Origin of the sequence: Rhizobium sp. BR 317, from assembly GCF_047445835.1 — a bacterium.
Classification (GTDB): Bacteria; Pseudomonadota; Alphaproteobacteria; order Rhizobiales; family Rhizobiaceae; genus Rhizobium; species Rhizobium paranaense.
The window spans coordinates 56,947-80,670 of sequence record NZ_JARWLB010000012.1; the positions used below are offsets into that span (position 1 = coordinate 56,947).

The 23,724-nt window shown below is 60.5% G+C and carries 21 protein-coding genes; 14 read left to right on the plus strand and 7 right to left on the minus strand.

What is annotated here, in order from left to right; all coding sequences use genetic code 11:
* Positions 1-47: 47 nt before the first annotated feature.
* Positions 48-1,208 (plus strand): M20 aminoacylase family protein, encoded by a 1,161-nt coding sequence (locus QD357_RS19465; protein ID WP_414124811.1) that lies wholly within the window; start codon positions 48-50, stop codon positions 1,206-1,208.
* 94 nt (positions 1,209-1,302) lie between these two features.
* Here the strand turns inward: QD357_RS19465 and QD357_RS19470 are convergent, their stop codons facing one another.
* The gene (locus QD357_RS19470) at positions 1,303-1,809 is read right to left on the minus strand and encodes an Lrp/AsnC family transcriptional regulator (protein WP_414124812.1); all 507 of its coding nucleotides are present in this window, start codon (positions 1,807-1,809) and stop codon (positions 1,303-1,305) included.
* Between the two features lie 169 nt (positions 1,810-1,978).
* Here QD357_RS19470 and QD357_RS19475 point away from each other — a divergent pair, with 169 nt between their 5' ends.
* The 3 genes from QD357_RS19475 (at position 1,979) to QD357_RS19485 (ending at position 5,897) form a co-directional block, all read left to right on the plus strand.
* Complete coding sequence (locus QD357_RS19475; protein ID WP_414124813.1) at positions 1,979-3,190, plus strand: diaminopropionate ammonia-lyase; 1,212 nt, start codon at positions 1,979-1,981, stop codon at positions 3,188-3,190.
* Entirely contained in the window at positions 3,187-4,428 is a 1,242-nt protein-coding gene (locus tag QD357_RS19480; RefSeq protein WP_414124814.1) for a Zn-dependent hydrolase, read from the plus strand. Before QD357_RS19475 ends, QD357_RS19480 begins: the two co-directional genes overlap by 4 nt.
* A 254-nt stretch (positions 4,429-4,682) precedes the next feature.
* Complete coding sequence (locus QD357_RS19485; RefSeq protein WP_183938808.1) at positions 4,683-5,897, plus strand: SfnB family sulfur acquisition oxidoreductase; 1,215 nt, start codon at positions 4,683-4,685, stop codon at positions 5,895-5,897.
* A 75-nt stretch (positions 5,898-5,972) separates the two neighbouring features.
* Here the strand turns inward: QD357_RS19485 and QD357_RS19490 are convergent, their stop codons facing one another.
* Entirely contained in the window at positions 5,973-7,181 is a 1,209-nt protein-coding gene (locus QD357_RS19490) for an acyl-CoA dehydrogenase family protein (RefSeq protein WP_183938807.1), read from the minus strand.
* A 75-nt stretch (positions 7,182-7,256) separates the two neighbouring features.
* Entirely contained in the window at positions 7,257-8,303 is a 1,047-nt protein-coding gene (locus tag QD357_RS19495; RefSeq protein ID WP_414124816.1) for a substrate-binding domain-containing protein, read from the minus strand.
* A 234-nt stretch (positions 8,304-8,537) separates the two neighbouring features.
* Between QD357_RS19495 and QD357_RS19500 the strand changes: the two genes are divergently transcribed.
* The 7 genes from QD357_RS19500 to QD357_RS19530 all read left to right on the plus strand — a co-directional run bounded on the left by QD357_RS19500 (position 8,538) and on the right by QD357_RS19530 (position 17,227).
* Positions 8,538-10,022 carry a sugar ABC transporter ATP-binding protein gene (locus QD357_RS19500; protein ID WP_414124817.1) on the plus strand — a complete coding sequence of 495 codons (1,485 nt, stop codon included), beginning with the start codon at positions 8,538-8,540 and terminating at the stop codon, positions 10,020-10,022.
* On the plus strand, positions 10,019-11,077 hold the full coding sequence (locus QD357_RS19505; protein WP_183938804.1) for an ABC transporter permease: 1,059 nt from the start codon (positions 10,019-10,021) through the stop codon (positions 11,075-11,077). The genes QD357_RS19500 and QD357_RS19505 overlap by 4 nt, the downstream gene beginning before the upstream one ends.
* Positions 11,078-11,191: 114 nt before the next feature.
* Positions 11,192-12,202 (plus strand): sugar ABC transporter substrate-binding protein, encoded by a 1,011-nt coding sequence (locus QD357_RS19510; protein WP_183938803.1) that lies wholly within the window; start codon positions 11,192-11,194, stop codon positions 12,200-12,202.
* 61 nt (positions 12,203-12,263) lie between these two features.
* On the plus strand, positions 12,264-13,814 hold the full coding sequence (locus QD357_RS19515; protein WP_414124818.1) for a sugar ABC transporter ATP-binding protein: 1,551 nt from the start codon (positions 12,264-12,266) through the stop codon (positions 13,812-13,814).
* A complete protein-coding gene (locus QD357_RS19520) occupies positions 13,804-14,823 on the plus strand; it encodes an ABC transporter permease (protein WP_414124819.1) in 1,020 nt (339 codons plus the stop codon). Before QD357_RS19515 ends, QD357_RS19520 begins: the two co-directional genes overlap by 11 nt.
* Position 14,824: 1 nt before the next feature.
* Positions 14,825-15,802: an ABC transporter permease gene (locus QD357_RS19525; RefSeq protein ID WP_414124820.1), complete on the plus strand. Its 978-nt coding sequence runs from the start codon at positions 14,825-14,827 to the stop codon at positions 15,800-15,802.
* Between the two features lie 33 nt (positions 15,803-15,835).
* Positions 15,836-17,227, plus strand: a complete 1,392-nt coding sequence (locus QD357_RS19530; RefSeq protein ID WP_183938799.1) for an LLM class flavin-dependent oxidoreductase — start codon at positions 15,836-15,838, stop codon at positions 17,225-17,227.
* 21 nt (positions 17,228-17,248) lie between these two features.
* Here QD357_RS19530 and QD357_RS19535 read toward each other — a convergent pair whose 3' ends face one another.
* The 4 genes from QD357_RS19535 to QD357_RS19550 form a co-directional block, all read right to left on the minus strand.
* Complete coding sequence (locus tag QD357_RS19535; RefSeq protein WP_414124821.1) at positions 17,249-18,454, minus strand: NAD(P)/FAD-dependent oxidoreductase; 1,206 nt, start codon at positions 18,452-18,454, stop codon at positions 17,249-17,251.
* A gap of 76 nt (positions 18,455-18,530) precedes the next feature.
* Positions 18,531-19,322, minus strand: coding sequence for an amino acid ABC transporter ATP-binding protein (locus tag QD357_RS19540; RefSeq protein WP_414124884.1), 792 nt, complete (start codon positions 19,320-19,322; stop codon positions 18,531-18,533).
* 13 nt (positions 19,323-19,335) lie between these two features.
* A complete protein-coding gene (locus QD357_RS19545) occupies positions 19,336-20,076 on the minus strand; it encodes an amino acid ABC transporter permease (RefSeq protein ID WP_414124822.1) in 741 nt (246 codons plus the stop codon).
* Between the two features lie 16 nt (positions 20,077-20,092).
* Entirely contained in the window at positions 20,093-21,016 is a 924-nt protein-coding gene (locus tag QD357_RS19550) for a substrate-binding periplasmic protein (RefSeq protein ID WP_414124823.1), read from the minus strand.
* 109 nt (positions 21,017-21,125) lie between these two features.
* On the opposite strand from QD357_RS19550, the gene QD357_RS19555 reads away from it, so the two are divergent.
* The 3 genes from QD357_RS19555 to QD357_RS19565 all read left to right on the plus strand — a co-directional run bounded on the left by QD357_RS19555 (position 21,126) and on the right by QD357_RS19565 (position 23,583).
* Positions 21,126-21,812 carry a GntR family transcriptional regulator gene (locus QD357_RS19555; protein ID WP_183938794.1) on the plus strand — a complete coding sequence of 229 codons (687 nt, stop codon included), beginning with the start codon at positions 21,126-21,128 and terminating at the stop codon, positions 21,810-21,812.
* Between the two features lie 255 nt (positions 21,813-22,067).
* The gene (locus tag QD357_RS19560) at positions 22,068-23,183 is read left to right on the plus strand and encodes an MFS transporter (protein WP_414124824.1); all 1,116 of its coding nucleotides are present in this window, start codon (positions 22,068-22,070) and stop codon (positions 23,181-23,183) included.
* A 100-nt stretch (positions 23,184-23,283) separates the two neighbouring features.
* On the plus strand, positions 23,284-23,583 hold the full coding sequence (locus QD357_RS19565; protein WP_281397205.1) for a DUF982 domain-containing protein: 300 nt from the start codon (positions 23,284-23,286) through the stop codon (positions 23,581-23,583).
* Positions 23,584-23,724: the final 141 nt, after the last annotated feature.

Sequence of the window (23,724 nt, forward strand, 5' to 3'; positions counted from 1 at the left end):
TCGTGTTTGTGCCGGATGGCGTATCCGCGTCTACGAGGAGGAAACGAATGGGTTTCGAGATGCAGCTACTCCATGAGGAAATGACCGCCTGGCGCCGTCATCTTCACGCCCATCCCGAATTCGGCTTCGAAGAAAAAGAAACAGCCGCTTTCGTCGCCGGGAAACTGCGAGAGTTCGGATTGGACGACGTCGCCGAGGGTATCGGCGGGACAGGGGTGGTGGGTACCCTGACGCGCGGATCGGGTAATCGTTCAATCGCCCTTAGAGCAGATATGGACGCCCTGAGGATCCCTGAGAACAACAGCTTTAGCTACAAGTCGCAGACGCCGGGCGTCATGCATGCGTGCGGACATGACGGGCACACGGCGATGCTTCTTGGGGCCGCGAAGATGCTCGTCGAAGACGATGACTTCGACGGAACCGTCCGGTTCGTGTTCCAGCCTGCCGAGGAATGGGGAAAAGGGGCGCTGGCCATGTTGTCGGACGGCCTTCTGGAACGCTTTCCGTTCGAGGAAATATTCGGCATCCACAACATGCCGGGGATGCCCGTCGGCACCTTCGAGACCAAGGCCGGTCCGATCATGTCGGCCGAGGACAATTTCGAGATCATCCTGCGCGGGGTCGGAGGTCACGCCTCCAAACCGCAGGCAGGAAGCGAAGTTCTCGTTGCGGCGTGTGCCCTTGTCACCAATCTGCAGACGATCGTCTCGCGCCGGCTGAGCCCCGGCGACATCGCAGTTGTCTCGGCAACGGAGCTTTTGACGGACGGAACGCGAAATGCGCTTCCGGGTCTTGCCCGGATCCTGGGCGATGCGCGGAGCTTCCGCCCGGAGGTGAGCAGCGATATCGAAAAGCAGATGCGCATCATCGCCGAAGGAACGGCCCTTGCCTACAACGTGGCGGTCGAAGTCAATTACACCAGGGAATTCGTTCCCACCCTGAACGACGAGGAACTCGTGAATGTGTCCTTCGCCGCGGCCCGCAAGGTTTTAGGCGATGACAAGGTCCGCGTTGCTCGCGAGCCGATGACTGCTTCCGAAGACTTCGCACGTTTCCTGGAGCAGGTTCCCGGCTGTTTCGTGTTCATAGGAAACGGTGAGGATTCCGCTCCACTCCACAATCCGAACTTCGACTTCAATGACGCGCTCTTGCCTTTAGGAGCGAGCCTGCACCGCGAATTCGTCCGCGAACGTCTTCGCGTCTACTGAGAATTCTTCTCCGCTCCCAACCGATCGCCATAGGCAGAGAAACGAACCAGACCGCGCCCGACGATCAGTTCGGGCGTACATGCGCGCCGCTCCTTCAGGTGCGGTTTCGGCGGCTATCGAGGGAAACGTTCAGGCCTACCTTCACCCTGTCCATCGCGACGAAGCTGCGGAAGCGCTTTACGTTGTTGTTGGCGAAGAACAGGCGTCTGGTCATGGCCTCGTAGTCTGCCATCGTCCGGACGACGACGAGGAGGATGAAGTCCACCTCCCCGGTGACATAGTAGCACTGCTGCACCTCGGGTGCTTCGCTGAAGGCCTTTTTGGCCTGGTCGTGCATGTCCTTATGCTCGCTATGCATCTCCACTTCGACGAACACCGTGATCTCTTGGCGAACGTGTGAGGGGTTGACGACCGCGACATTGGCCATGATCGTCCCGGTTTCCTCCATCCGCTTCACACGCCGCTGGACCGCCGGGGCCGACAAGCCGATCGCCTCGGCGATCGACCGCTGCGGCGTCTTGTTGTCGCACTGCAGAATTTCGAGGATCGCGAGGTCGAAGCGATCGAGTTCGACCATATCGGCGCGCGTCTTTTCCGGCATGTTCCGTTCCTTTGTGGACTTCAGGATTTCACCTTCAATTGGCGATTCACCCCCATTTGCCTCGCCTCCGCGAGCGAATGTTGCATAAATGGCGTCAAAATGGAGCGCCTTTCTCGTTCGCGATGAAGTAATTCTCATTCACCATCAACTCAAAGAGGACGTCTCGACGATGTTCATGCTGAACGACCAAGCCGATTATCGCACGCCATTAGAGGCTGGAGACGCCGAGATTCTGAGTGCCGAGGCAGCCAACGAAGTTGAGCGCTTCCTGCGGCATCGCGAAGGCCACAACGTCACTCCCCTCGTCTCATTGCCGGCACTCGCGCGCAAAATCGGAGTGGGATCGATTGTCATCAAGGACGAAGGACATCGGCTTGGCCTCGGAAGCTTCAAGGCACTTGGCGGCTCGTATGCCGTAATCCGGCTTGTCCTTGAGGAAGCCTCGAAAGAGTTTGGTCGAGAGGTGGATGTCTCCGAGCTGCAGAATGACGACGTGAAGGCCGTGGCCGCCAAGATGACATTCGCCTGCGCAACCGACGGAAACCATGGCCGCTCGGTGGCCATGGGTGCGCAGTTCGTCGGTGCGAAGTGCTCGATCTTCGTTCATTCGGGTGTCAGCGCCCAACGCGTCGCTGCAATCGCGCGCTACGGGGCCGACATGATCCGCGTAAACGGCAACTATGATGACTCGGTTCACGAGGCTGCCCGCGTCGCCGAAAAGAAGGGCTGGATCACCGTCTCAGACACATCCTGGCCCGGCTACGAGCGCATCCCCGGCTTCGTCATGCAAGGATACACCGCCCTTCTCAGCGAAGCGCTTCGGCAGATGCCGGAACCGCCGACCCATGTGTTCGTGCAGGCAGGCGTCGGCGGCATCGCCGCGACGGTGGCTGGCCATTTCTCCATCCTCCTTGGAGACGCTCGCCCCTATTTCGTCGTCGTCGATCCGTCTCGTGCGGCCTGCCTTTTCGAGACCGCCCGTGCCGGTCATCCGGTCAAGGTCGAGCATGGCGAAGCCACGGTGATGGCGATGCTCGAATGCTATGAGCCGTCCTTGGTCGCCTGGCGCATCCTTTCGCGGACCGCCGACGCATTCATGGCAGTTGAAGACTCCGAGGCGATCGCGGCCATGAAGCTCCTGGCCAATCCTAGGGGTTCCGACCCTGCGATGGTCGCGGGCGAAAGCGGCGGCGTMGGGCTTGCTGCCCTTCTGAACCTGGCCGCCGACAAGGCACTGCGCGAGAAGATCGGTCTCGGACCGCAGTCGCGCATATTCCTGATCAACACTGAAGGCGCGACGGACCCGAACCTCTATGAAAAGCTCATCGGAGCGACGCCCTCAGAAGTTCTGTCAAGAAATATGGAAAGGGTCGCGGGATGAGCGACAATTCGATCCATCCCGCGCGGCTGCTCGGCCGTCTGGTGGAACTCGGTAACATCGGCCGGGATAGCGGCGGTCAACTCGTCCGCCTCGCTGCGACGGACTCCGAAAAGCTGGGCCGCGACAAGTTCGTCTCCTGGATCGAGCAGGCAGGGCTGGAACTTGCCGTCGACCGCATCGGCAACATTTTCGGGATATGGAAGCCAGCCGGCGTGACCGAGGAGGCGCCCCTCATGCTCGGCTCTCACATCGACACCGTCATCAATGCGGGCATCTATGACGGATGCTACGGCGTGCTGTCGGGACTTGAGGTGATAGAGACACTCCTGGAGGCCGGATTCGAGCCGTCGCAGCCAATCGTGGTGGCGGCATTCACCAACGAGGAAGGCGTCCGTTACGCTCCGGATATGATGGGATCGCTCGTCTACGCGGGCGGTCTCGATGCCGAGATCGCGCTGGCGACGGTCGGCACGGACGGCAGCGTCCTTGGCAGGGAACTGGAACGCATCGGCTACGATGGAGCGCATGAACCGGGCTTCATGCGTCCCTATGCCTATATCGAGCTGCACATCGAGCAGGGTCCGGTGCTCGAGCGCGAAGGCGTCCAGATCGGTGCCGTCGAAAATCTGCAGGGCATATCCTGGCAGAAGGTGACGATCGAGGGCGACGCGAACCACGCAGGCACGACGCCGATCTCGATGCGGCGCGACGCAGGCTATGTTGCCGCACGGGTGATTACCTTCCTTCGGGACCGGGCGAAGAACTCCAACACGCCGACGGTCGCTACGGTCGGGTGCATGGAATTCCAGCCGAATGCCATCAACGTCATTCCGTCACGAGCTGTGTTCACGGTCGATCTGCGGGATCCGGACGAAAGCCGCCTGCAACAAGAAGAGGCCGCACTGGCTGCCTTTCTGGACGAGCTTGAGCGCCAGGAAGGCGTCTCGATCGAAGTCGAGGGTCTGGCTCGTTTCGAGCCGGTGCAGTTCGATCGGAATATCGTTGAGATGATCGAAGGCGCTGCGAAGAGCCGCGGTCACTCATGCCGGCGCATGACGTCCGGTGCCGGGCACGATGCACAGATGATTGCGAGGATTGCGCCTGCCGCGATGATCTTCGTCCCCAGCATTGGCGGCATCAGCCACAATCCGAAGGAAAGCACATCCGATGCGGACTTGATCGCGGGAGCGAACATGCTCCTGGATGTTGTCCGGCAGCTTGCGGCGAAGGCGCACTGACGCAGCCTTCACCCGCGGCGGCCCTCTCTTGACCCGAAGTCTTCTCCCTTTTCGATGGAGCCGCGAGCCTATGCGAGGCGCCTGGTCCTTTGGAGAAACGGCGTTTTATAATCTATATTATTTATAGAAATTATGCCTTTGCTCGCTCGACCTGCTTGGTGCCTAGATTGGACCCGAAGGCGCTGACCGCTGCGCCGAGGTCGAAAACACGCCGGACGCTTCCAATGTCTGCCGGCAGAACAAGGAGCTAAGGCATGGGCGCGCCCATTGTCATTCACATAACCCAGCCTGCAGTAAATCGAATTGCAAGTCCTGACGAGGCGCTTGAGACCGCGCGCAGGCTCGCCGCCCAATTTGCCGCCACCGCCGCGGACCGCGATGCGGAACGCCGGTTGCCCTTCGCCGAACTCGACCAGCTTTCGCAATCCGGCCTTTTGGCGATCGCTATTCCCATGGAATATGGTGGGATCGACGTCTCGAACGCAGTCCTGGCGGAGGTGACCGCGATTCTCGCGGAAGCAGATGGCTCGATCGGCCAGATCCCACAAAACCACTTCTACATTCTGGAGGCGCTGCGCACGGACGGTAGCGAGGAGCAGCAGCGGTATTTCTTCGGTCGAGCGCTCGCCGGCGACCGTTTCGGCAATGCGCTTTCCGAGCGCGGCACGAAGACAGTCGGGCACTACAATACCCGCGTAACGCGGGACGGACCCGGCTATCGCATCAACGGCACCAAATATTACTCGACCGGCGTTCTGTTTGCCGACTGGGTCACGGTTTTTGCGCTGAATGAAGAGGACCAGATGGTGATGGCCTTCGTGCCCAAAGGTACTGAAGGTGTCGAGATTATCGACGACTGGGACGGCTTCGGGCAGCGCACGACGGGCAGCGGTACGACGATCTTCAACAACGTCTATGTCCACGCTGATTCCGTCGTTCTTCATCATAAGGGCTTCGAGCGGCCGACGACGATCGGCTCCGTCGGCCAGATCATCCATGCCGGCATCGATCTCGGCATCGCGCGCGCCGCCTTTGCCGAAACCCTGGAATTCGTGCGCACCAAATCGCGCCCCTGGATGAATAGTGGCGTGGAGCGCGCCGCCGACGATCCGCTGACGATATCGAAGGTTGGGCAGATCGCGATCCGGCTGGAGGCCGCGACAGCACTGATCGAACACGCCGGCCGCAAGGTCGATGCGGCCCAGATCGAGACGACGGAAGCGACCGTTGTCGAAGCGACGCTTGCAGTTGTCGCCGCCAAGGTGCTGACGACCGAGGTGGCGCTTGAGGCCTCGAGCACGCTCTTCGAGCTTGCCGGAACTTCCTCTGTGCAGATCGGCCTCAATCTCGATCGCCACTGGCGCAATGCGCGCACCCATACGCTGCACGATCCTGTGCGCTGGAAGTACCACGTCGTCGGCAACTACCATCTGAACGGGGTGATACCGCCGAAGAACGGCGCGCTCTGATTTGCCCCCGAAAAATGAAAACCCCATCCCCGCCCGCCGGGAATGGGGTTTGTCTTGTGAACGATATGCCTGACCTCAGCTATAGAGACTGACTTCCGGGATTTTGTCGTTCAGCACGAATTCGCCGACTTCCTTGGCCTTGTAGAAAACCGGGTCATGCAGCGTATGGGTTCGCACGTTGCGCCAGAAACGGTCGAAGCGATGTTTCTCTGCCGTCGAGCGTGCGCCGGTCAACTCGAAGACGCGGGAGGTGATATCGAGCGAGACATGGGTGGCGTGCACCTTGGCTGCATAGGCAGCCGCAGCCGCTTCGCCACGCTCGCGGGCCGTGACGGCATGGCCCTTTGCAAGCCCTGCCTGCACTGCGGCAGCCGCCGTATCCGCCAACGCGACGGATGCCTTGAGCGCGGCGGTGAACTCGCCAACCCGCTCAAGGATATAGGGGTCATCGGCAGCACGCGCGACACCTGACGTCACCCAGGGACGTGTTGTCGCGCGCACATAGTCGACGGCAGCTCGAAGCGCCCCCTCGGCTGTACCCAGATAGAAATTGACGAAGACGAGCTGGATGAACGGGGTGTTGAAGGTCGAAAGCACCGACGGAGCCGCGTCGGGGGCGGTCGGAGCACCAACAAAATCCTCTTCATAGACAGGGAAATCATGGAATTCTACGCTGCCACTGTCGGATAGCCGCTGGCCGAAATTGTCCCAATCGTCATTGGCCGTATAGCCCGGCCGGCTGGTCGGCACGGCAAAACCGACGACCTTGTCGTCGAGTGCGGCATTGGCGTTGATGTAGTCGGAAACATGGGCTGCCGTGGAGAAGGACTTGCGCCCATTCAGCACGTAACCGTTGCCACGGTGGGTGAGAACAAGGCCCGGATCGCGCGGATTGACGGCCGCGCCCCAATAGAGGTTCTTCACAACGGTTTCAGAACCCAGCGCATGGGCGCGCGCTTCATCGAGCGCCCAATAGACGTATTGGCTGTTGACGTAGTGATAGCCAAGAAGCTGGCCGATGGAGCTTTCGCCGCGCGCGAGGATGCGTACCAGCCGCAGCCCATCAACCCAATCGAGCCCGCCACCGCCGATCTGCGTCGGATGCAGGGCATTCAGCAGACCAGCATTCTTGAGTTTGACGATTTCATCACGCGGCGGGCGGCCTTCGCGGTCAAGCTCCGGGGCGCGTTTGGTAAGGCTGGCCGAGATTTCTTCGGCGCGGGCAAAGAGGTCCTCTCGCGTCGTGCTGCGATTGGTCGCGAAGACGACATTGGACTGGCTCATGGGTCGGAACTCCAGTTTCTGAAAAATGGATCGACGGGGGCCGCACGCCCCCGCCGGAAGATCGAGCGTCGCAGCTTAGAAAAGCTTGTCCGGAATCCAGCTCGCGGTTATCGCGTCGCTCGTGTTGAAGGCCGGGACCTTCTGCGCCAGATCCTCGATCGTCTTGACGCCGGCCGCGCGCAGGCTTTCCTGCGTCAGCAATGTMGGCTTGACGGTGATCTGATGGGGAATCTCCACGCCGGCAATCTGGAGAGCTGCGGCCCGAACGGAAACGGCGCCGACGACGGCGGGATTGGTCGCGACCGTCGCGACCCACGGGCTACCTTCTTCGGTGATCTCCTGAATATCGGCGGTCGACACGTCGGCCGAATAGATCTTCAGCTTGCCCGCAATACCGAGATCGTTCGCCGCAAGCTTCACGCCGCGGGCAAATTCGTCATATGGCGCGAAGACGACGCTGATGTCAGGATTGGCGGTCAAGGCAGCCTTGGCCTGGTCGGCGGTCGAGGTCGCCGTCGTATCGCTGACATTGCCGAAGCGGGCCTTTTCGACCACGCCGGAATTCTCCGACTTGAACTTCTCCCAGACTTCGTTGCGACGGTCGAGCGGCGCGAAGCCGGCAACATAGACATAGCCGGCTTTGAAGCTCTTGCCGTTGTCCTTCACCACCTGCTCCAGCGCGTGCTCGGCAAGCTCGTGGTCGCTCTGCTCCACCTGCGGAATCCTGGGGTTGTTCAGGTTGACGTCGAAGGCGACGACCTTGATGCCTTTGTCCAGCGCCTGCTGAACGACATCGCTGAGCGATTCCGGCAAGCCATGGTCGATGACGATCCCGGCGACACCGAGATTGATCGCTTGAAGGATCTGTTCGCGATGCTCGGCTGCATCCTGCCGGCCTGGGAAGACGCGCAGGTCTATATCGAGCGCCTTGGCCTGGGCTTCCGCGCCCGACTGATAGGCCTGGAAGAAGTCGCCGGCCGAGATATAGCTGATCAGCGCAACCTTGACGCCGCCCTTGTCGAAGGGGGCAGGCGCGCCGCTGAGGCCAGCGGCAAAGGAAGGCTGATAGAGGGAAAAAGAGATTGCGGCTGCGGAGAGCGCCAGCCGTGCGAGGGATTTCATCGTCGCGATCCTTCTGATCAATCGGAAGCGTCGTCTGACAGGTTGGCAACTCCTCGCGACGCATGAATTCATTAGATATAAACTCTATCTTTTTAGTAGATTAAATGATCCGATTTTCCGCGCTTCAGGAGATTCTTTATTCCCGCCGCGCATTCCCTCGGCAAAGGCTTGCCTCGAAGATCAGGCACCCCGCAGGCCAATATTGCGGCTCGAATGCAAATTCGGATTTGCCCGATGCCACTTCTTCATGTCGAAAACGTCACCCGCAGTTTCGGGTCCACGCGCGCGCTCTCAGGCGCAAATTTCTCCATTGAACGCGGCGAGATCGTCGCACTGATGGGCGCCAACGGCGCGGGCAAATCGACGCTGGTGAAAATACTGTCGGGCGTGCTTTCGGCCGACGGCGGCGCGATCAGACTGAACGGCCGGCCCTTTTCGCCCAAAACCCCGTCCGAGGCGGCGAAGGCCGGGGTCGTGACTGTGCATCAGTCCACCGATCTTGTCGGAGCAGCCGGTCTGACGGTCGCCGATGCGCTTCTTCTGCATCGCTTCGCCGAGCGGGGCACGCCCTTCTTCGTCTCGCGAGCAAGCGTGCGTCGCGAAGCGCGCGCAATGCTCGATACCGCTGGTTTCTCGCTGCCGCTCGACAGGGATTTCGGCGACCTCTCCGCTGCGGACCGGCAACTCGCTGCAATCGCCCGCGCGTTATCGAACAAGGCTGAATTGCTGATCCTCGACGAGCCGACCGCAAGCCTTTCGGCCGAGGAGAGCCGGCGCCTGTTCGATATCCTGCTCAGCCTTCGGGCGCGGGGCCTTGCGATCCTCTATATCTCCCACAGGACTGCCGATCTCGAAGCGATTGCCGATCGGGCGCTCGTCACGCGCGGCGGCCGTATCGTCGGCAGCTTCTCCCGCCCTATCGATTTTCCGAGCGCCATCGAAATGATGATCGGCCGCAGGCTAGAAGCGGCGAGACCGGATGCGCGACCGGCGACTGGCCCGGCCATCTTCGAGATGCGCGCCATGCGTCTTCTACCGACGAGCAGGCCCTTTGATCTGACCCTGCACGAGGGCGAGGTCGTCGCAATAACCGGCGTGCTCGGTGCCGGCAAGAGCCGCCTGCTCTCGGCGATCTTCGGCGTGGGAGGCTTTGCCGGCGGCGAGATGCGGCTTGACGGCAGACCCTATCGACCGAGATCGCCGGCCGATGCAATTGCCGGAGGTGTCGCCATGGCGGCGGAAGACCGCCATCGCTCGTCGCTCATGCCGGCCGCCTGGCCCGGCAATTCGCTGGCCGCCACTATCAGCCTGCCGCATCTTGCCAAGTGGTATCCGCGCGGTCTGCTTTTCGGCGGCCGCGAGCGGCGTGAGGCTGAAAAGGCGATTTCCCGCCTTGGCATCAAGGCCACCGGTGCACTCGCCTCCGTCTGGACGCTGTCGGGCGGCAACCAGCAAAAGGCGGTGATCGCCCGCTGGGAGGCCGAACCGAGCCGGCTGCTGCTGCTCGACGAACCTTTCCAGGGCGTCGATGTCGGCGCCCGCCACGATATCATCCAGGCGATCCGCGCTCGCACCGACCGTGCCACGCTGATCGCAACATCCGATCCCGAAGAGGCCTACGAGGTCGCCGACCGCATTCTGACCATCGACCGTCACACGCTGCGGCCAGTTGCCGCCGATTTCGCCTCTTCTTCAGCCCTACAGGGAATTTCCGCATGACGACCATCGATGACGAGGCGCTGCCAAAGGCCGGCGCAACACCGGAAAACTATGACCGGAACAACCCAGCGGTAGCGCTMGGCAGTTTCCTGCGCGCCGGTGCGGTCTTCATCCTGCTTGGGCTCATGGTGATCGGCTTCACCTACGCCGAACCGGCGTTCATCAATATCGGCAACCTGATGAGCATCCTGCAAGCCGTATCCGTCGTTGCGATCCTCGGCGCCGGAGTCACCGTAACGCTCGCCGTCGGTGGCTTCGACCTGTCGATMGGCGCGGTTGCTGCCTCCAGCGTCATGGCGGCCAGCTACGCCATGATCGTCTGGCATCTGAATGCCTTCGCCACCGCGCCGCTGGTGCTTGCATTCGGCGCTGCCGTCGGGCTTATCAACGCCTTTCTCATCGTGCGCCTGCGTGTGCCTGATCTGCTGGCCACGCTCGCCGTGATGTTCCTGCTGTCAGGTCTGCAGCTCATTCCGACGGCTGGGCGCTCCATCTCGGCAGGCTTGGTCCTGCCCGACGGCTCCAAGGCGACCGGCAGCTATGATCCCGCCTTCCTGCTGATCGGCCGCTATAGCCTGTTCGGTACCCTGCCCGTTTCCGTCGTGCTGATGGCGGTCGTCGCCATCGTCCTCTTCGTGCTGACCGAGCGCACGCGCATCGGCCGGCTGCTGTTTGCCACCGGCGGCAATGAGGTGGCGACGCGGCTTGCCGGCGCTTCCACGAGGCGGCTGAAGACGCTTGCCTATGTCATCTCGGGAACGCTGGCAGCGCTCGGCGGCATCGTGATCGCCGCCCGCGTCGGGCGTGGCGATGTCTCCTCCGGCGGGTCCCTGCTGATGGACTCGGTMGCTGCCGCATTGATCGGCTTTGCCGTCCTCAACCTGCGCCGCCCGAATGTGCTCGGCACAGTCGCCGGCGCCGTCTTTGTCGGTGTGCTGCTAAACGGCCTCACCATGCTGAATGCTCCCTATTACACGCAGGATTTCGTCAAAGGCGCCGTACTCGTCGGCGCGCTGGCGCTGACCTACGGCCCTGGCCGCAACGCCGATCGCTGAGTCCAGCATTCGGCCTCAGAAATTTCCCGCGACCGAATGCTTTTGGAATAACGTACCTCTTATTACAATAAAATCTATATAGTTTATAGATTATTAGATCGAAAGGACATCGTCATGAATGAAGGACTTGAGGGCGGCTTTGGGCGCCGGGACATCTTGAAGCTCGCGGCAGTCGCCGGAGCGACGTTTGCTGGCGCGGGCATGCTGCTTGCACCTGCGGCAAGGGCCGAAGACGACGGTCTTTCGCTTAAAGGCAAGCGCATCGCCATCAGCGCCACCGGCACCGACCACTATTTCGATCTTCAAGTTTATAACGCCCAGATCGAAGAGGTGAAGCGGCTCGGCGGTGAACCGATTGCGGTCGATGCCGGCCGCAACGACGGCAAGCTGATTGCCCAGCTTCAGACATTGGTTGCCCAGAAGCCGGATGCGCTGGTGCAGATCCTCGGCACGCTCAGCGTTATCGATCCCTGGCTCAAGAAGGCCCGCGATGCCGGCATTCCGGTGCTGACCGTCGATGTCGGCTCGACCAATTCGATCAACAACACGACGTCGGACAATTGGGGCATCGGCAAGGATCTCGCCCTGCAGCTCGTCTCCGACATCGGCGGGGAAGGCAATATCGTCGTCTTTAACGGCTTCTATGGCGTGACGCCCTGCGCGATCCGCTACGACCAGCTCGTCAACGTCATCAAGTATTTTCCCAAGGTGAAGCTCATCCAGCCGGAACTGCGTGACGTCATTCCCAATACGGTGCAGGACGCCTTCACGCAGATCACAGCCATCCTCAATAAAAATCCGGACAAGGGCTCGATCAAGGCCGTCTGGTCGGCCTGGGATATTCCGCAGCTCGGCGCAACGCAGGCAATTGCCGCCGCCGGGCGCAATGAGATCCGCACCTATGGTGTCGACGGCAGCCCGGAGGTTCTCCAGCTCGTTGCCGATCCGAATTCGCCGGCTGGCGCCGATGCTGCTCAGCAGCCGGCCGAGATCGGCCGTGTGGCGATCCGCAACGTMGCCAAGTTGCTTCGCGGCGACACGCTGCCGCGCGAGACCTATGTACCGGCGCTGCTCGCCAACAAGAAGAACGTTGGCGAGATCATCAAGAAGCTCGGCATCGGTTGACACTAAACCAGACCTTGCGGCCCGACGCCGCAAGGTCCGCCTTTTTCCGGAAAGCTGCATCATGACTGCATCCATCCCGACGCTACCGGCCGAGAATGACGATGTCATCATTCGCTTCAACCGCGTCGTGAAACGTTTCGGCGGCGCACAGGCACTAGCTGGCGCATCGCTCGCCATTCGCCGCGGCGCCGTCCACGGTCTCGTCGGCCAAAATGGCGCCGGCAAATCGACGCTGATCAAGCTGCTCGCCGGGTTGCATACGCCGGATGAGGGGCAGATCGAAATCGAAAACAAGGCCTATGACCGGCTGACGCCACACCTCTGCCAAGAGCTCGGCATCCATTTCATCCACCAAGACCGGCTGCTGGTTCCGACATTCACGGTCGGCGAAGCGCTGTTTCTTGGCCGCGAGACGCGGCTTGGAGGCACGCCTTTTCTTGATCGCCGCGCCATGCAGAGGCGTGCCGGCGAGCTTCTCGCCAATTATTTCGGCGTGGACCTGCCAAAGAACGCCCTGATCGGTGAATTGTCGACCGCTGAAAGGCAGATCGTCCAGATCACCCGCGCACTGCTCCGCAAGCCGAAAGTTCTTGTCTTCGACGAACCGACGGCCGCACTTGTCCGGCGCGAGGCCGACATCCTCTTCCGCCTGATCCGCCGCTTGCGCGACGAAGGCGTGACCGTCATCTACATCTCGCACTACCTCAATGAAATCGAGAAGCTGTGCGATCACGTCACCGTGCTACGCAACGGCCTGGATGTGGCGTCACTGCCCATTGGTGAAACCTCTGCAAAGGCGATCGCCGGCCTGATGATCGAACGCGACATTGCGGAGATGTTCCCAAAGCGCCAGGTCGATCTGGGCGAGACAATTCTGAATGTCCGGTCGCTTTCGGCGCCCAACCGGTTCGACGATGTCAGTTTTACCTTGCGACGCGGGGAAGTACTGGGGATCACCGGCCTGCTCGGGTCCGGCGCCAAAGACCTGATCCGAACGCTATTCGGTCTGGAGCAGGCGGCAAGCGGCAAAATCGAGATAGAGGGGCGAGCGGCGCAGCCGCACAGCCCTGCAAAAGCCGTCGGCCGCCAGCTTGCGCTTGTTCCCGAAGATCGGCGCGGACACGGCGTCGGCCTCGATCTGAGCCTGACCGAGAATATCACCCTTCCGAGCCTTTCCCGCTACAGCCGCTTCGGCTTCCTCAATCAAAAGCGTGAACGTTCCGATGCCAACGACCTGATCAAGCGGCTGCAGATCAAGACCGCCGGACGTGATGCGCTTGTCCGCACGCTCTCGGGCGGCAATCAGCAGAAGGTCGCAATCGCCAAATGGCTGAGCCGTCAATCGGAAATCTATCTCTTGGACGAGCCGACTGTCGGCGTCGATATCGGCTCCAAGGTCGATATCTACTTGCTGATCGGCGAGCTTGCCGCCCGCGGCGCCGGTGTCATCGTTCTCTCCTCCGACCTGCCGGAGCTGGTCGGCATCACCGATCGGATTTTGGTCTTCTTCCGCGGCCGGCTGATCCGCGAACTCGACTCCTCGAAAACCACAACGGATGAAGTGCTGTCGATCTCGACCGGCGCTTCGGAAGGATTGCGCCATGTCGGCTGACGTTCAGTATGCGCCTCTTCCCACTGCGTCCTCCAAGTCCGCGCCGCAATCGAGCGGCAAGGCGGCCGTGGCCTTCCTGCGCTTCGGCTCCCTGCTTGCTTTCGCCGCGATCCTCGCCGCGTTCTCACTGACGGCACCCTATTTCCTCTCGGTCGGCAATATCGGCAATGTTCTCGGCCAGTCGGCGCTTTCGGGCGTGCTGGCAATCGGGCTGACGGTGGTGCTGATCGCCGGCGGCTCGAATGTCGTCACCGGTGGCATCGACCTCTCGATAGCGGCCAATATGGGTCTGAGTGCCGCAGTCTATGCCACGCTGATCAAACTCGGCTACGGCGATCTCACAGCCGCGGCCGCCGCTCTGCTGACAGGACTTGCGATCGGCGCGGTCAACGCTGCCGCCGTCGTGTTCGTGGGCATCGTGCCGCTGCTCGCGACGCTTGCGGTCATGAACATCGTGGCCGGCCTCGAACTTGTGCTTACAGAGAATACCGTCGTGCCCGCTTCGACCGATTTTCTCACCGCAATTTCGGCGTCCGACAGTTTCGGCATCCCCGTTCTCGCCTATGTGCTGATCGGCTTTACGGCGGGCGCGACGGCAATCGTACAATACACGCCGATCGGTCTGAGGCTCTACGCCATCGGTGAGTTTCCTGATGCGGCACGCGCCGCCGGGCTGCCGCTCAAGCACCTGCTTGCCGGCGCCTTCATTGCCAGTGGGTTCTGCGGTGGTTTTGCCGGTATCCTGTCGGTCTCCTATCTCAGCGGCAGCACGACCGGATCGGGCGAGGCACTTCTACCCGTCGTCGTCATCGCGCTCCTCGGCTCCGTCTTTTCGCGCCGCCTGGTGCCGACCATTCCTGGAACGCTGATTTCGGCGCTGTTCGTCGGCTTCCTCACCAACGGTTTCCAGCTCCTGAACCTGCCGAGCACACTCGTCAGCGGCGTTGAGGGCCTTCTCATCCTGATCGTCGTGTCAGCCACGACACTGCTGCGCAAACGGGAGATATGACATGTCCGCTCCGACCCTCGCCGGACGCTCGGTCACCAGCCTTGCACGCTATGGGCTGATCGTTGCGCTCATCGCGGTTTTCTCCGTCTTCTCGCTTCTGGCGCCAACGTTCCTGACACCCGGCAACCTGCAAAGCATTCTGGTCAACAACTTCACGCTGCTCGCCATCGTCTCGATCGCCATGACCTTTGCGGTATCCTCGGGTGGCATCGATCTTTCGGTCGGTACGGCCGTCGATTTTGCAAGCTTTGCCTTCGTCTCCCTCGTGCTGGCTGGCCAGCCGGTGCCGTTGGCTCTGCTTGCCGGCCTCGGTGCTGGCGCGCTTGTCGGCGCGTTTAATGCAATCCTTGTTTCCGTGATCGGTGTCGCGCCATTTCTTGCGACGCTAGGTACCCTGTTCATCGGCCGCAGTCTCCAGCAGCTACTGACCAACGGCGGCAATCCGGTCTATCTGCCGCCTTCGGGCGTTCCCGCCGCCTTCCGCTTCCTCGGCCACGGCACAATCGCGAATGTACCGGTGCCGCTGGTGATCGCTGCCGTGGTCATAGCCGGTTCGGCCGCGGTGTTAGCCCGCACGCGCTTTGGACGCATCGTGGTTTCAATTGGCATCCAGCCAAGTGTCGTACGCTATTCCGGCGTCGGACTTGGCGCCCCCGTTGCCGTCACTTTCATTCTCGCCGGACTGATTGCCGCTGTAGCCGGACTCATACTGACGGCGACGGTGACGGTCTACATCCCCTCCTCCGGAAATGCGTTCCTCCTGAACGCCATCGGCGCGACCTTCATCGGCACCACCCTATCGCCGCTCGGCAGGCCCAATGTCCTAGGCACCGTTCTCGGCGTCCTGCTGCTCAGCATCGTTGCCAATGGCCTGCTGCTGACCGGCCTGAACTTCTACTGGCAGCAGGTGGGCACCGGCACGCTGATCCTCGCCGTGCTCGCCTTCAGTTTCATCAATAGGAAAACCGTCGGCGCCTAAACGATGCTCGCCGATAGATGCAGGAAGAATGACATGACCCGTGAAATCAGGCTCAATGCCTTCGACATGAATTGCGTCGGACACCAGTCGCCGGGGCTGTGGCGGCATCCGCGTGATAAGTCCTGGACCTACAAGGGCCTGGATTACTGGGTGCATCTGGCAAAGACGCTGGAGCGCGGCAAGTTTGACGGTCTCTTCATCGCCGACGTGCTCGGCGTCTATGATGTCTTGAACGGCAATGTCGATGCAGCCCTGCGCCATTCGGCGCAAGTGCCCGTCAACGATCCCCTGCAGCTTATTCCGACCATGGCCTATGAGACCGAACATCTCGGCTTCGGGCTGACGGCCTCGCTCTCCTTCGAGCATCCCTATACCTTTGCCCGGCGTATCTCCACGCTCGACCATCTGACAAAGGGTCGCGTCGGCTGGAATATCGTTACCTCCTATCTGAACAGCGGCGCACTCAATATCGGCCAGCCGGCACAGACCAACCATGATGACCGCTATGATCTCGCCGACGAATATCTCCAGATCTGCTACAAACTCTGGGAAGGAAGCTGGGAGGACGATGCGGTCGTTCGCGATCGCGAAAAGGGCATCTTCACCCATCCGGAAAAAGTCCATCCGATCAGCCATTCCGGCAAATACTTCACGGTTCCCGGCATTCACCTGAGCGAGCCCTCGCCGCAGCGCACGCCGGTTCTCTACCAGGCCGGGGCCTCAAGCCGCGGCAAGGATTTCGCCGGCGCCCATGCGGAATGCATCTTCGTCGCCTCCCCGTCGAAACCCGTGCTGAAACGCTATGTTGCCAATGTCCGCGAGGCGGCCGAACGCGCCGGCCGCAATCCCCGCGACATCCTTGCCTTTAACCTGCAAACCGTGGTTCTCGGCGAGACGGATGCCGAGGCGCAGCGGAAGTTCAACGAATACCGCAAATATGCATCCTTCGAAGGTGCGTTGACGCTGATCTCCGGCTGGACCGGTATCGATTTCGGCCAGTTCGGACCGGACGGGGTGCTGCGGCACCGTCATACCAATGCGGTGCAATCGGCCGTCGAGACTTTCACCACCATCGATCCGACCAAGGAATGGACGGTGCGCGAAATGGCGGACTGGGTGGGCGTTGGCGGTTTCGGACCGGTCTTTGTCGGCTCGCCGCAGACCGTCGCCGACCTGATGCAGGAATGGATCGAGGATACCGATGTCGACGGCTTCAACCTCGCCTATGCGGTGACGCCAGAAAGTTTCGAGGATGCCGTCGATTTGCTGGTGCCCGAGCTGCAGAAGCGCGGCGTCTACAAGACCGAGTACCGGCAGGGCACGCTGCGCGAAAAGCTTGGACAAGCGGGGCCGCGGCTGGTTGCTCCGCACCCCGGAGCCGCCTATCGCATCTTGTCGCGCCAGTCCAAGGTGGCAGCAGAATGACGGGCGTTGGTCGCTGGACGCTTATGTGCCTTTGCTCGTCAGTATCGCGCTAACCAACCGGGCGGTGCGGGGGGCCAGGGTCAACCCTATATGCCCATGCCCGAAGGCAAGAATAACGTCCTTGCCGCCTTTCGATGGCCTGATAACCGGCACGGAATTGGGCATCGAAGGGCGAAAGCCAAGCCATGTACGACTTGGCGCACCGAGTTCGGGAAAGAAGCGGCKAGCATTCCGCGCCAGAGCTTGCAAGAGTTGCGGGTTCTCCGGAGCGGTAAGGCCGCCGAGTTCCACCAGACCGGCAACACGCAGCCGTCCTCGCAACGGACAGAAATAAAAGCCATGTGCTGTCGGGCAAACCGGCCGCTCGATGGGTGGTTCCGGCATGTCGTATTCGACATGGTAGCCGCGCTCGGTATCGAGCTGCACGGGATCGCCAATCTCCGCAGCCAGTTTGCGTGAATGGGCGCCAGCGGCGATAACCACGGTATGGGCATGCACTTCGTATGGCGACGCCGCGATACGCAGGCCATTCTGCTTGCGTGACATGCCGGTCACAGAGGTTTGGACGAATTCGACGCCAACCCGTTTCACCGCCGCAGACAGAAGGCGCATCACTTCGCCCGGATCGCTAAGGTTGATGGCTTTGGGAAAGAAGAGGCCGCCGCCTTCGAACCCTGGAAGCCGCGGCTCAAGCCCAAGTACTTCGCTGGCCGAGAGAAGCTCTTGCGAAACGCCATAGCTGCGACGCAGCTCTATGTCCGCGCAGGCTGCCTGGAACGCCTTGCGCGTGTGATAAAGGTAAAGACAACCCTTTGCCGACAGGAAATTCGATGCGCCTATCTCGGCGGCGAATTCGGTCCAGGCTGACGACGCGTCCGAGACGAGTTCGGCGATCTGGCCGGCATTTTCCCTATAGCGATGTGGCAGAGATTCGTAGGCAAACCGCGCCAGCCAAGGAAACAAGGTCGGCAATGCGGATGTGCGGATCGCCAGAGGACTGTTCGGATTAAGCAGCAGCGACAGAAAGTTTCGAAGAACGGATGGCGTCCCGACCGGTATGACCGCGTAGTTCGCTACCGTCCCGGCGTTCCCGTAAGAAGCGCCGGAGCCCGGTTCGTTCGGCTCTATGATCATGACTTCACGTCCGTCGGCGCGAAGCCGAAGTGCGATGGCCAAGCCAATGACGCCACCGCCAACGACGGCGATATCTGTCGAAATCCTATTCATCTCATCCATGAGTCTTTAGAGGAACCGATCGGTAGCGCACCCAAGATCCAGGTGGGTGCGCTGACGTGCCCTGCGGTCAGGCCGGTTTTGCGTATCGCGCGACATAGGCAGCGGTTCGAGGTTCCCGAGGGTTGTCGAGTACATCCGCTGCCGGTCCCTGTTCAATGATCCGGCCGCCATCGATGAAGACGACCCAGTCCGATACTTCCCGGGCAAATGGCAGCTCGTGCGTGACGATGATMATCGTCATCCCGTCGTTTGCGAGTTCACGCATCACACGCAGCACTTCGCCGGTCGATTCCGGGTCAAGCGCAGATGTCGGCTCGTCGAACAGGAGTACGGTCGGCGAGAGCGCAAGAGCACGCGCGATGGCGACACGCTGCTGCTCACCCCCGGACATGCGCTCCGGGTAGGCCATTGCCCGGTGTACGAGCCCGACCCGCGTCAGCAATCGCACCGCACGCTCGACAGCCTCCCGCTCCCCGACAGCCGCCGCGTGCATCTGGGCGAGAACCACATTCTCCACAGCGGTCAGATGCGGGAATAGGTTGAAGCGCTGGAACACCATGCCGACGCGCTGGCGCAATCTGGCAAGGTCTTTGCAAGTCACCGCACCTTTTACAAAGATCGCCTCGCCATTTATTTCGATAGAGCCGTCGTCGGGCTGTTCAAGCAGATTCACGCAACGCATGAGGGTCGTCTTGCCGCCCCCGCTTTGACCGATGATGCTGATGATGCGGCCGCGCGGAACGTCGAGATCGATGCCATCGAGCACCAGTCTTCCATCGAACGATTTCCGAAGACCCCTGATCTTGATTGCCGCAGCATTGTCGGAAGGAGCCGCGATGCCAGCAGTTTCGACTGTCATATGTGCCATTCGCCTAGCCCCCGTTTTKGATCAAAGCCTGCGCCAGCCGGAGCCTTCGCCGGCGACCAAGCGACAAGGGAACGCCTGCGTGAATAGTGCGCTCAAGCCAGAGCAGGCTTTGCGAAAGGGGGTAGCAGACGGCAAAATAGATTGCGGCGATCACCAGATAGACTTCGAGTGAACGAAACGTCTCCGAGGCAATCAATTGCGCCCTTGTCATCAGCTCCGCCGCCGAGATGGTCACCAGCAGCGATGTCGACTTGAGCAGATCCACAAACATCGTATTGGTACCCGGCAGCGCGAGGCGAAGCGCTTGGGGCAGGATCACATGACCGAAAGTGGTCGCGCGTCCGAGACCCAATGCATGCGCCGCCTCGTTTTGGCCAGGGTGGATGCCGGCAATCGCTGCACGAAAGATCTCCGACAGATAGGCCGCATAGAACAGCACCAGGCTCAAGACGCCAGCGACGAACACGCTGAATCTTATGCCGACCGAGGGCAAGCCAAAATACGTGACGAAGATAATGGCCAGCAGCGGTACGTTCTTGAAGACTTCCGTGTAGATGACCGCAGGCAGGCGTACGGCGCGCAGCCGATTGAGGCGCATCAAGGCAAGCAGAAGACCCAGGGCTGCAGCACCGATGAAGCTCGCTAGCGTATAGGCAAGGGTCCGTAAAAGACCCTCGCCCAGATTGGCCGCATATTCGCCCCAGGGAACTTGAAACATTTCAGCAAGAGGTTGCCAAAGGTTCATGTCGTCCTCCCGGTAGTCAGTCAGCAATTGACGGCGGCGACCAAGTCTGCGAGCGGTCGACACCACGACGCTGCGCGGCCATATCCGGCGACGGAACCAGGAATTGCTTCGGATCGCCTCCCCATTTCGTCACAAGGGCCGCAAGCGAACCATCCTTGTACATTGCGTCGATCTGATCCGAGACCGCCTTTGTGAGCTTCGGAGCCTGCTTGGGGAGGTAGAAGCCGGTCATATACGGCTGGAAATATTTGTAATCCGGATGCGCCGCGACCTGCTCCGCAGTTGGGGCATTGAGATATGCGACCTGGAACTTCATGTCGGGCCGCTGCTGCTGTTGATAGATGATCAGCAAGGGGTCGAGAAAGCCGACATCGAGCCTTCCCGATGAAAGATCCTCGAACACGCTGTCGGCCGTCGGATAAGTGCGCGCATTGGCCTTCGGCACTTCGGCTATCGACTTGGCCCAGACATATCCTGTGACAGTGCCAAGTGCCTTGCCTTCAAGGCTTTTGACGTCCGGATAAGACGTCGAGCCATGAACGGCCATGGCGGGCGGAGAATAATAGGGAGGATCAGTGAACAGGCCCGCCTTTTGGCGAGCGTCGGACCAGGCGATGCCGCCGATCGTGATGTCGGCGCGCTGCGACTGCACCGCAGCGAGCATGCCGGGGAAGTCAGTCACCGTGGTTTCGATTTTGAGGCMAAGCTTCTTGGCAACCGCGTCGATAATGTCGCTGTCGAGCCCGACCAGCTTGTCTTCCTTCAGCGCCGTATACGGCATGTAGGGCTCGATCGCGACCTGGAGCACGCCTGGCTTCAGCGTTTCAAAGTCTTCGGCCTGCGCAACCACGGTTGCAGCCAGCATCCCAAGCCCGAAGCCCAAGATTGCCGCCACACCACGTTTGAGTGGGGGATATGAGGAAATTTCGTTGCTATTCATGGTTCACCCTCCTAATATTTTTGTAATATATTACAGAGTATATTATCGAAGTCCCTTGTCAAGTGATTCAGCAATCGGAGCGGATCACTCTCAGGACGGAGACGATGTGATGGACAATTGGGTGTCGGAAGAAATGCTCGACGACCCGGAAGCAGGGTTGACGCTGGCTGAGCGCACCTATCTGCAGCTCCGGGAGGATATCATCACGGTACACTTGCCGCCGGGTACTGTTCTGCGTGAGAACGAAGTGATGCGCCGCCTGGACGTTGGCCGTACGCCCGTGCGCGAGGCCCTGCTCCGGCTGCAGCGTGACGGCTTCGTGGACGTCAATCCGCGTCGGGGTACCTTTGTCAGCAGGATCGATATCAGCGACCTTACCGCAATCTATGAGGCGAGAGCACGGATCGAATCCTGGGCGACGCGCTTGGCGGCGGAACGTTTGCGTGAGCCGGAACGCCGCGAAGCCGGCGAACTGATCGAGGCGCTGAAGGCTCTTTCTCTGCCCACGGAACTTGACGCCCTGCTCGCGCTAGACCGGCGCATCCATCGTTTTATCTATCGAAGCGCCAAGAACCGCTATCTGTTCGACACGCTCGATCATTACCACAATCTCTCCCTCCGGATTCTTCATGTCGCCATGAGGCGATTTCCGGAACTGGCGCCGGGGCTCGATAAGGTCGTGCAGGAGCAGACACTCATGCTTGAAGCCGTCTGTCGCGGAGATGCCGAAACCGCTGAACGGATCGCGCTACATCACGTCCTCAGTTTCGAGCAGGAAGTCCGCAAAGTCATCTGACGGTCGCCCGCCGGATTTCAGCTTAGCTTCGGCGAAAGCATTCACAGACTTGGCTGGCCGGCGGTGAGAATGTCTCGCAGTGGCAAGATGGTGGAAGTCGGTGAAAGCCGATTGCACCTGTGATTGCGCAGGTCTGTAAGTCGTGCGATGCGTGACATCCCAAGAGCTTCATATTCGGTCCCTATGTCCCGCCCCCCTAGACGTGCACTCCTCCCCTTTCTGCTCCTTCTGTTCGTCGGAACAGTTTGCAATGCGATGATCGCGCCATTCATGGGCTTTTTCATCGTTGACGGTCTGAAGCAGGCCCCATGGACGATCAGCATCTATGCGGGAGCCCTCTCGTGCTTGGCGATCGCTATCAATCGTCAGTTTGCTCAGCGTATTGATCGCGGCAAAAGTGCCTTTCCGCTGATCGGGGTCGCCCTGGGCGGCTATCTCTTAGCGAACCTCACTTTGTCAATCGTTCCGGCTCTCTGGACAGTGCTGACATTCGGCGTGGTCGGGTTCGGAATCAGCACGAGCGCGGTATCGACAATGTTCAACCTGGGCAGCGGTTTGGCTGAGCAGCACCAGATCGAACGGAGCCGGCTAAACGCCTTCATGCGCGCCACAACCTCCACGGCCTGGATGGTCGGGCCGGCGGTATCCTTTGTCATCGCAGATCAAATCGGCAAAGTTGGTGTTTTCCGATGCGGCCTCCTACTCGGGCTCGTCTGGCTGGTACTTTGGTGGTGGGTGAAGCCACAGAACGCCAAGGCCAAGCCCAAGGAAGGCGCTTTGGAAAAGCGCGAAGGCGGTCGCGTAAATCCCGGTCTTTGGCTCGCCGCAACATTTGTGTTCTGCCTATCGTCCGCCCACTCGCTGACATTTTCGACCTTGCCCCTTTTCTACGTGCAGGAAGTTGGGCTGCCAGGCTACGCGCCGGGATTAGCCTTCACCGTCAAAACCTTTGTGGAAGTCTTCGCTATTTTTTCAACGCCGCTTCTGATGGCCCGATTTGGACTCCGGAAGCCCTTATTGGCGACAACGCTGCTAGCCGTTATCGCCATTCAGTTCCTGGCCTCGGTCCAGACTTTTCCGCAGATGTTGGCGGGTGCAGCAATGGAGGGGCTATACTACGGACTCTATGCAAGCCTTGGCATCAGTTTTGTCCAGTCCTACGCCGAAGACCGTCCGGCGCGCGCCACGGCGATTTACTGGAACACGTTGATGATCAGCGGCGTACTGGCCGGCCCGGCCGTCGGTATCATCGCACAGGCCTATGGCTTTCGAACTGTACTTCACGTCGCTTCGGCAGTCGCTGTCTTTGCCGCTGCGGTCTTATTGCTCGGCGCCCGCCAGTCCAGGATGCTGGCATCATCCCAATCTTGAAAAGCGCGATTAGCTTTCAAGGATCGGAAAGACCGTCACGCAGCCTCTCTCAGGAACAAAAATCCCCTTTGCTCCGTTTCAGCGTCAGAGGTAGATCATGATGACGTGTGGAACATGGCAGGAGCCCGTAAGCCTTGAGCTACACCGGATCGGCGAGTTTCGAACGATCCGGAGCAGTTTGGAAGCACTCGATTGCCTATTGGTAAACTGGCCCGCCGAAGAAGATCAGGCATATCAGGATGCGTTGATGATCTGCAGCGCCGCAGTCGAGGGCAAATCCACGCCTGAGCTTGCAAGAGATGCTTTCATCGTGGCAGCGCACGAAGCCTGCATCTATATGAAGCTCGGATGTTTCATCCCAGATTTTGCCACCATCGAGCCACCCAAACCGGCATTCTGAGACAATAAGCGGATCTGGCGGGCGGTTGTCACAGCAAAAATTACAGAAGAAGACCGCTTTTATCCACTTTCGCAATCGAACCGGGATTGCAGCTTGTGAGCTGCGACCAGAACATCGCCGCTCATAAAATTATGTTGTTAA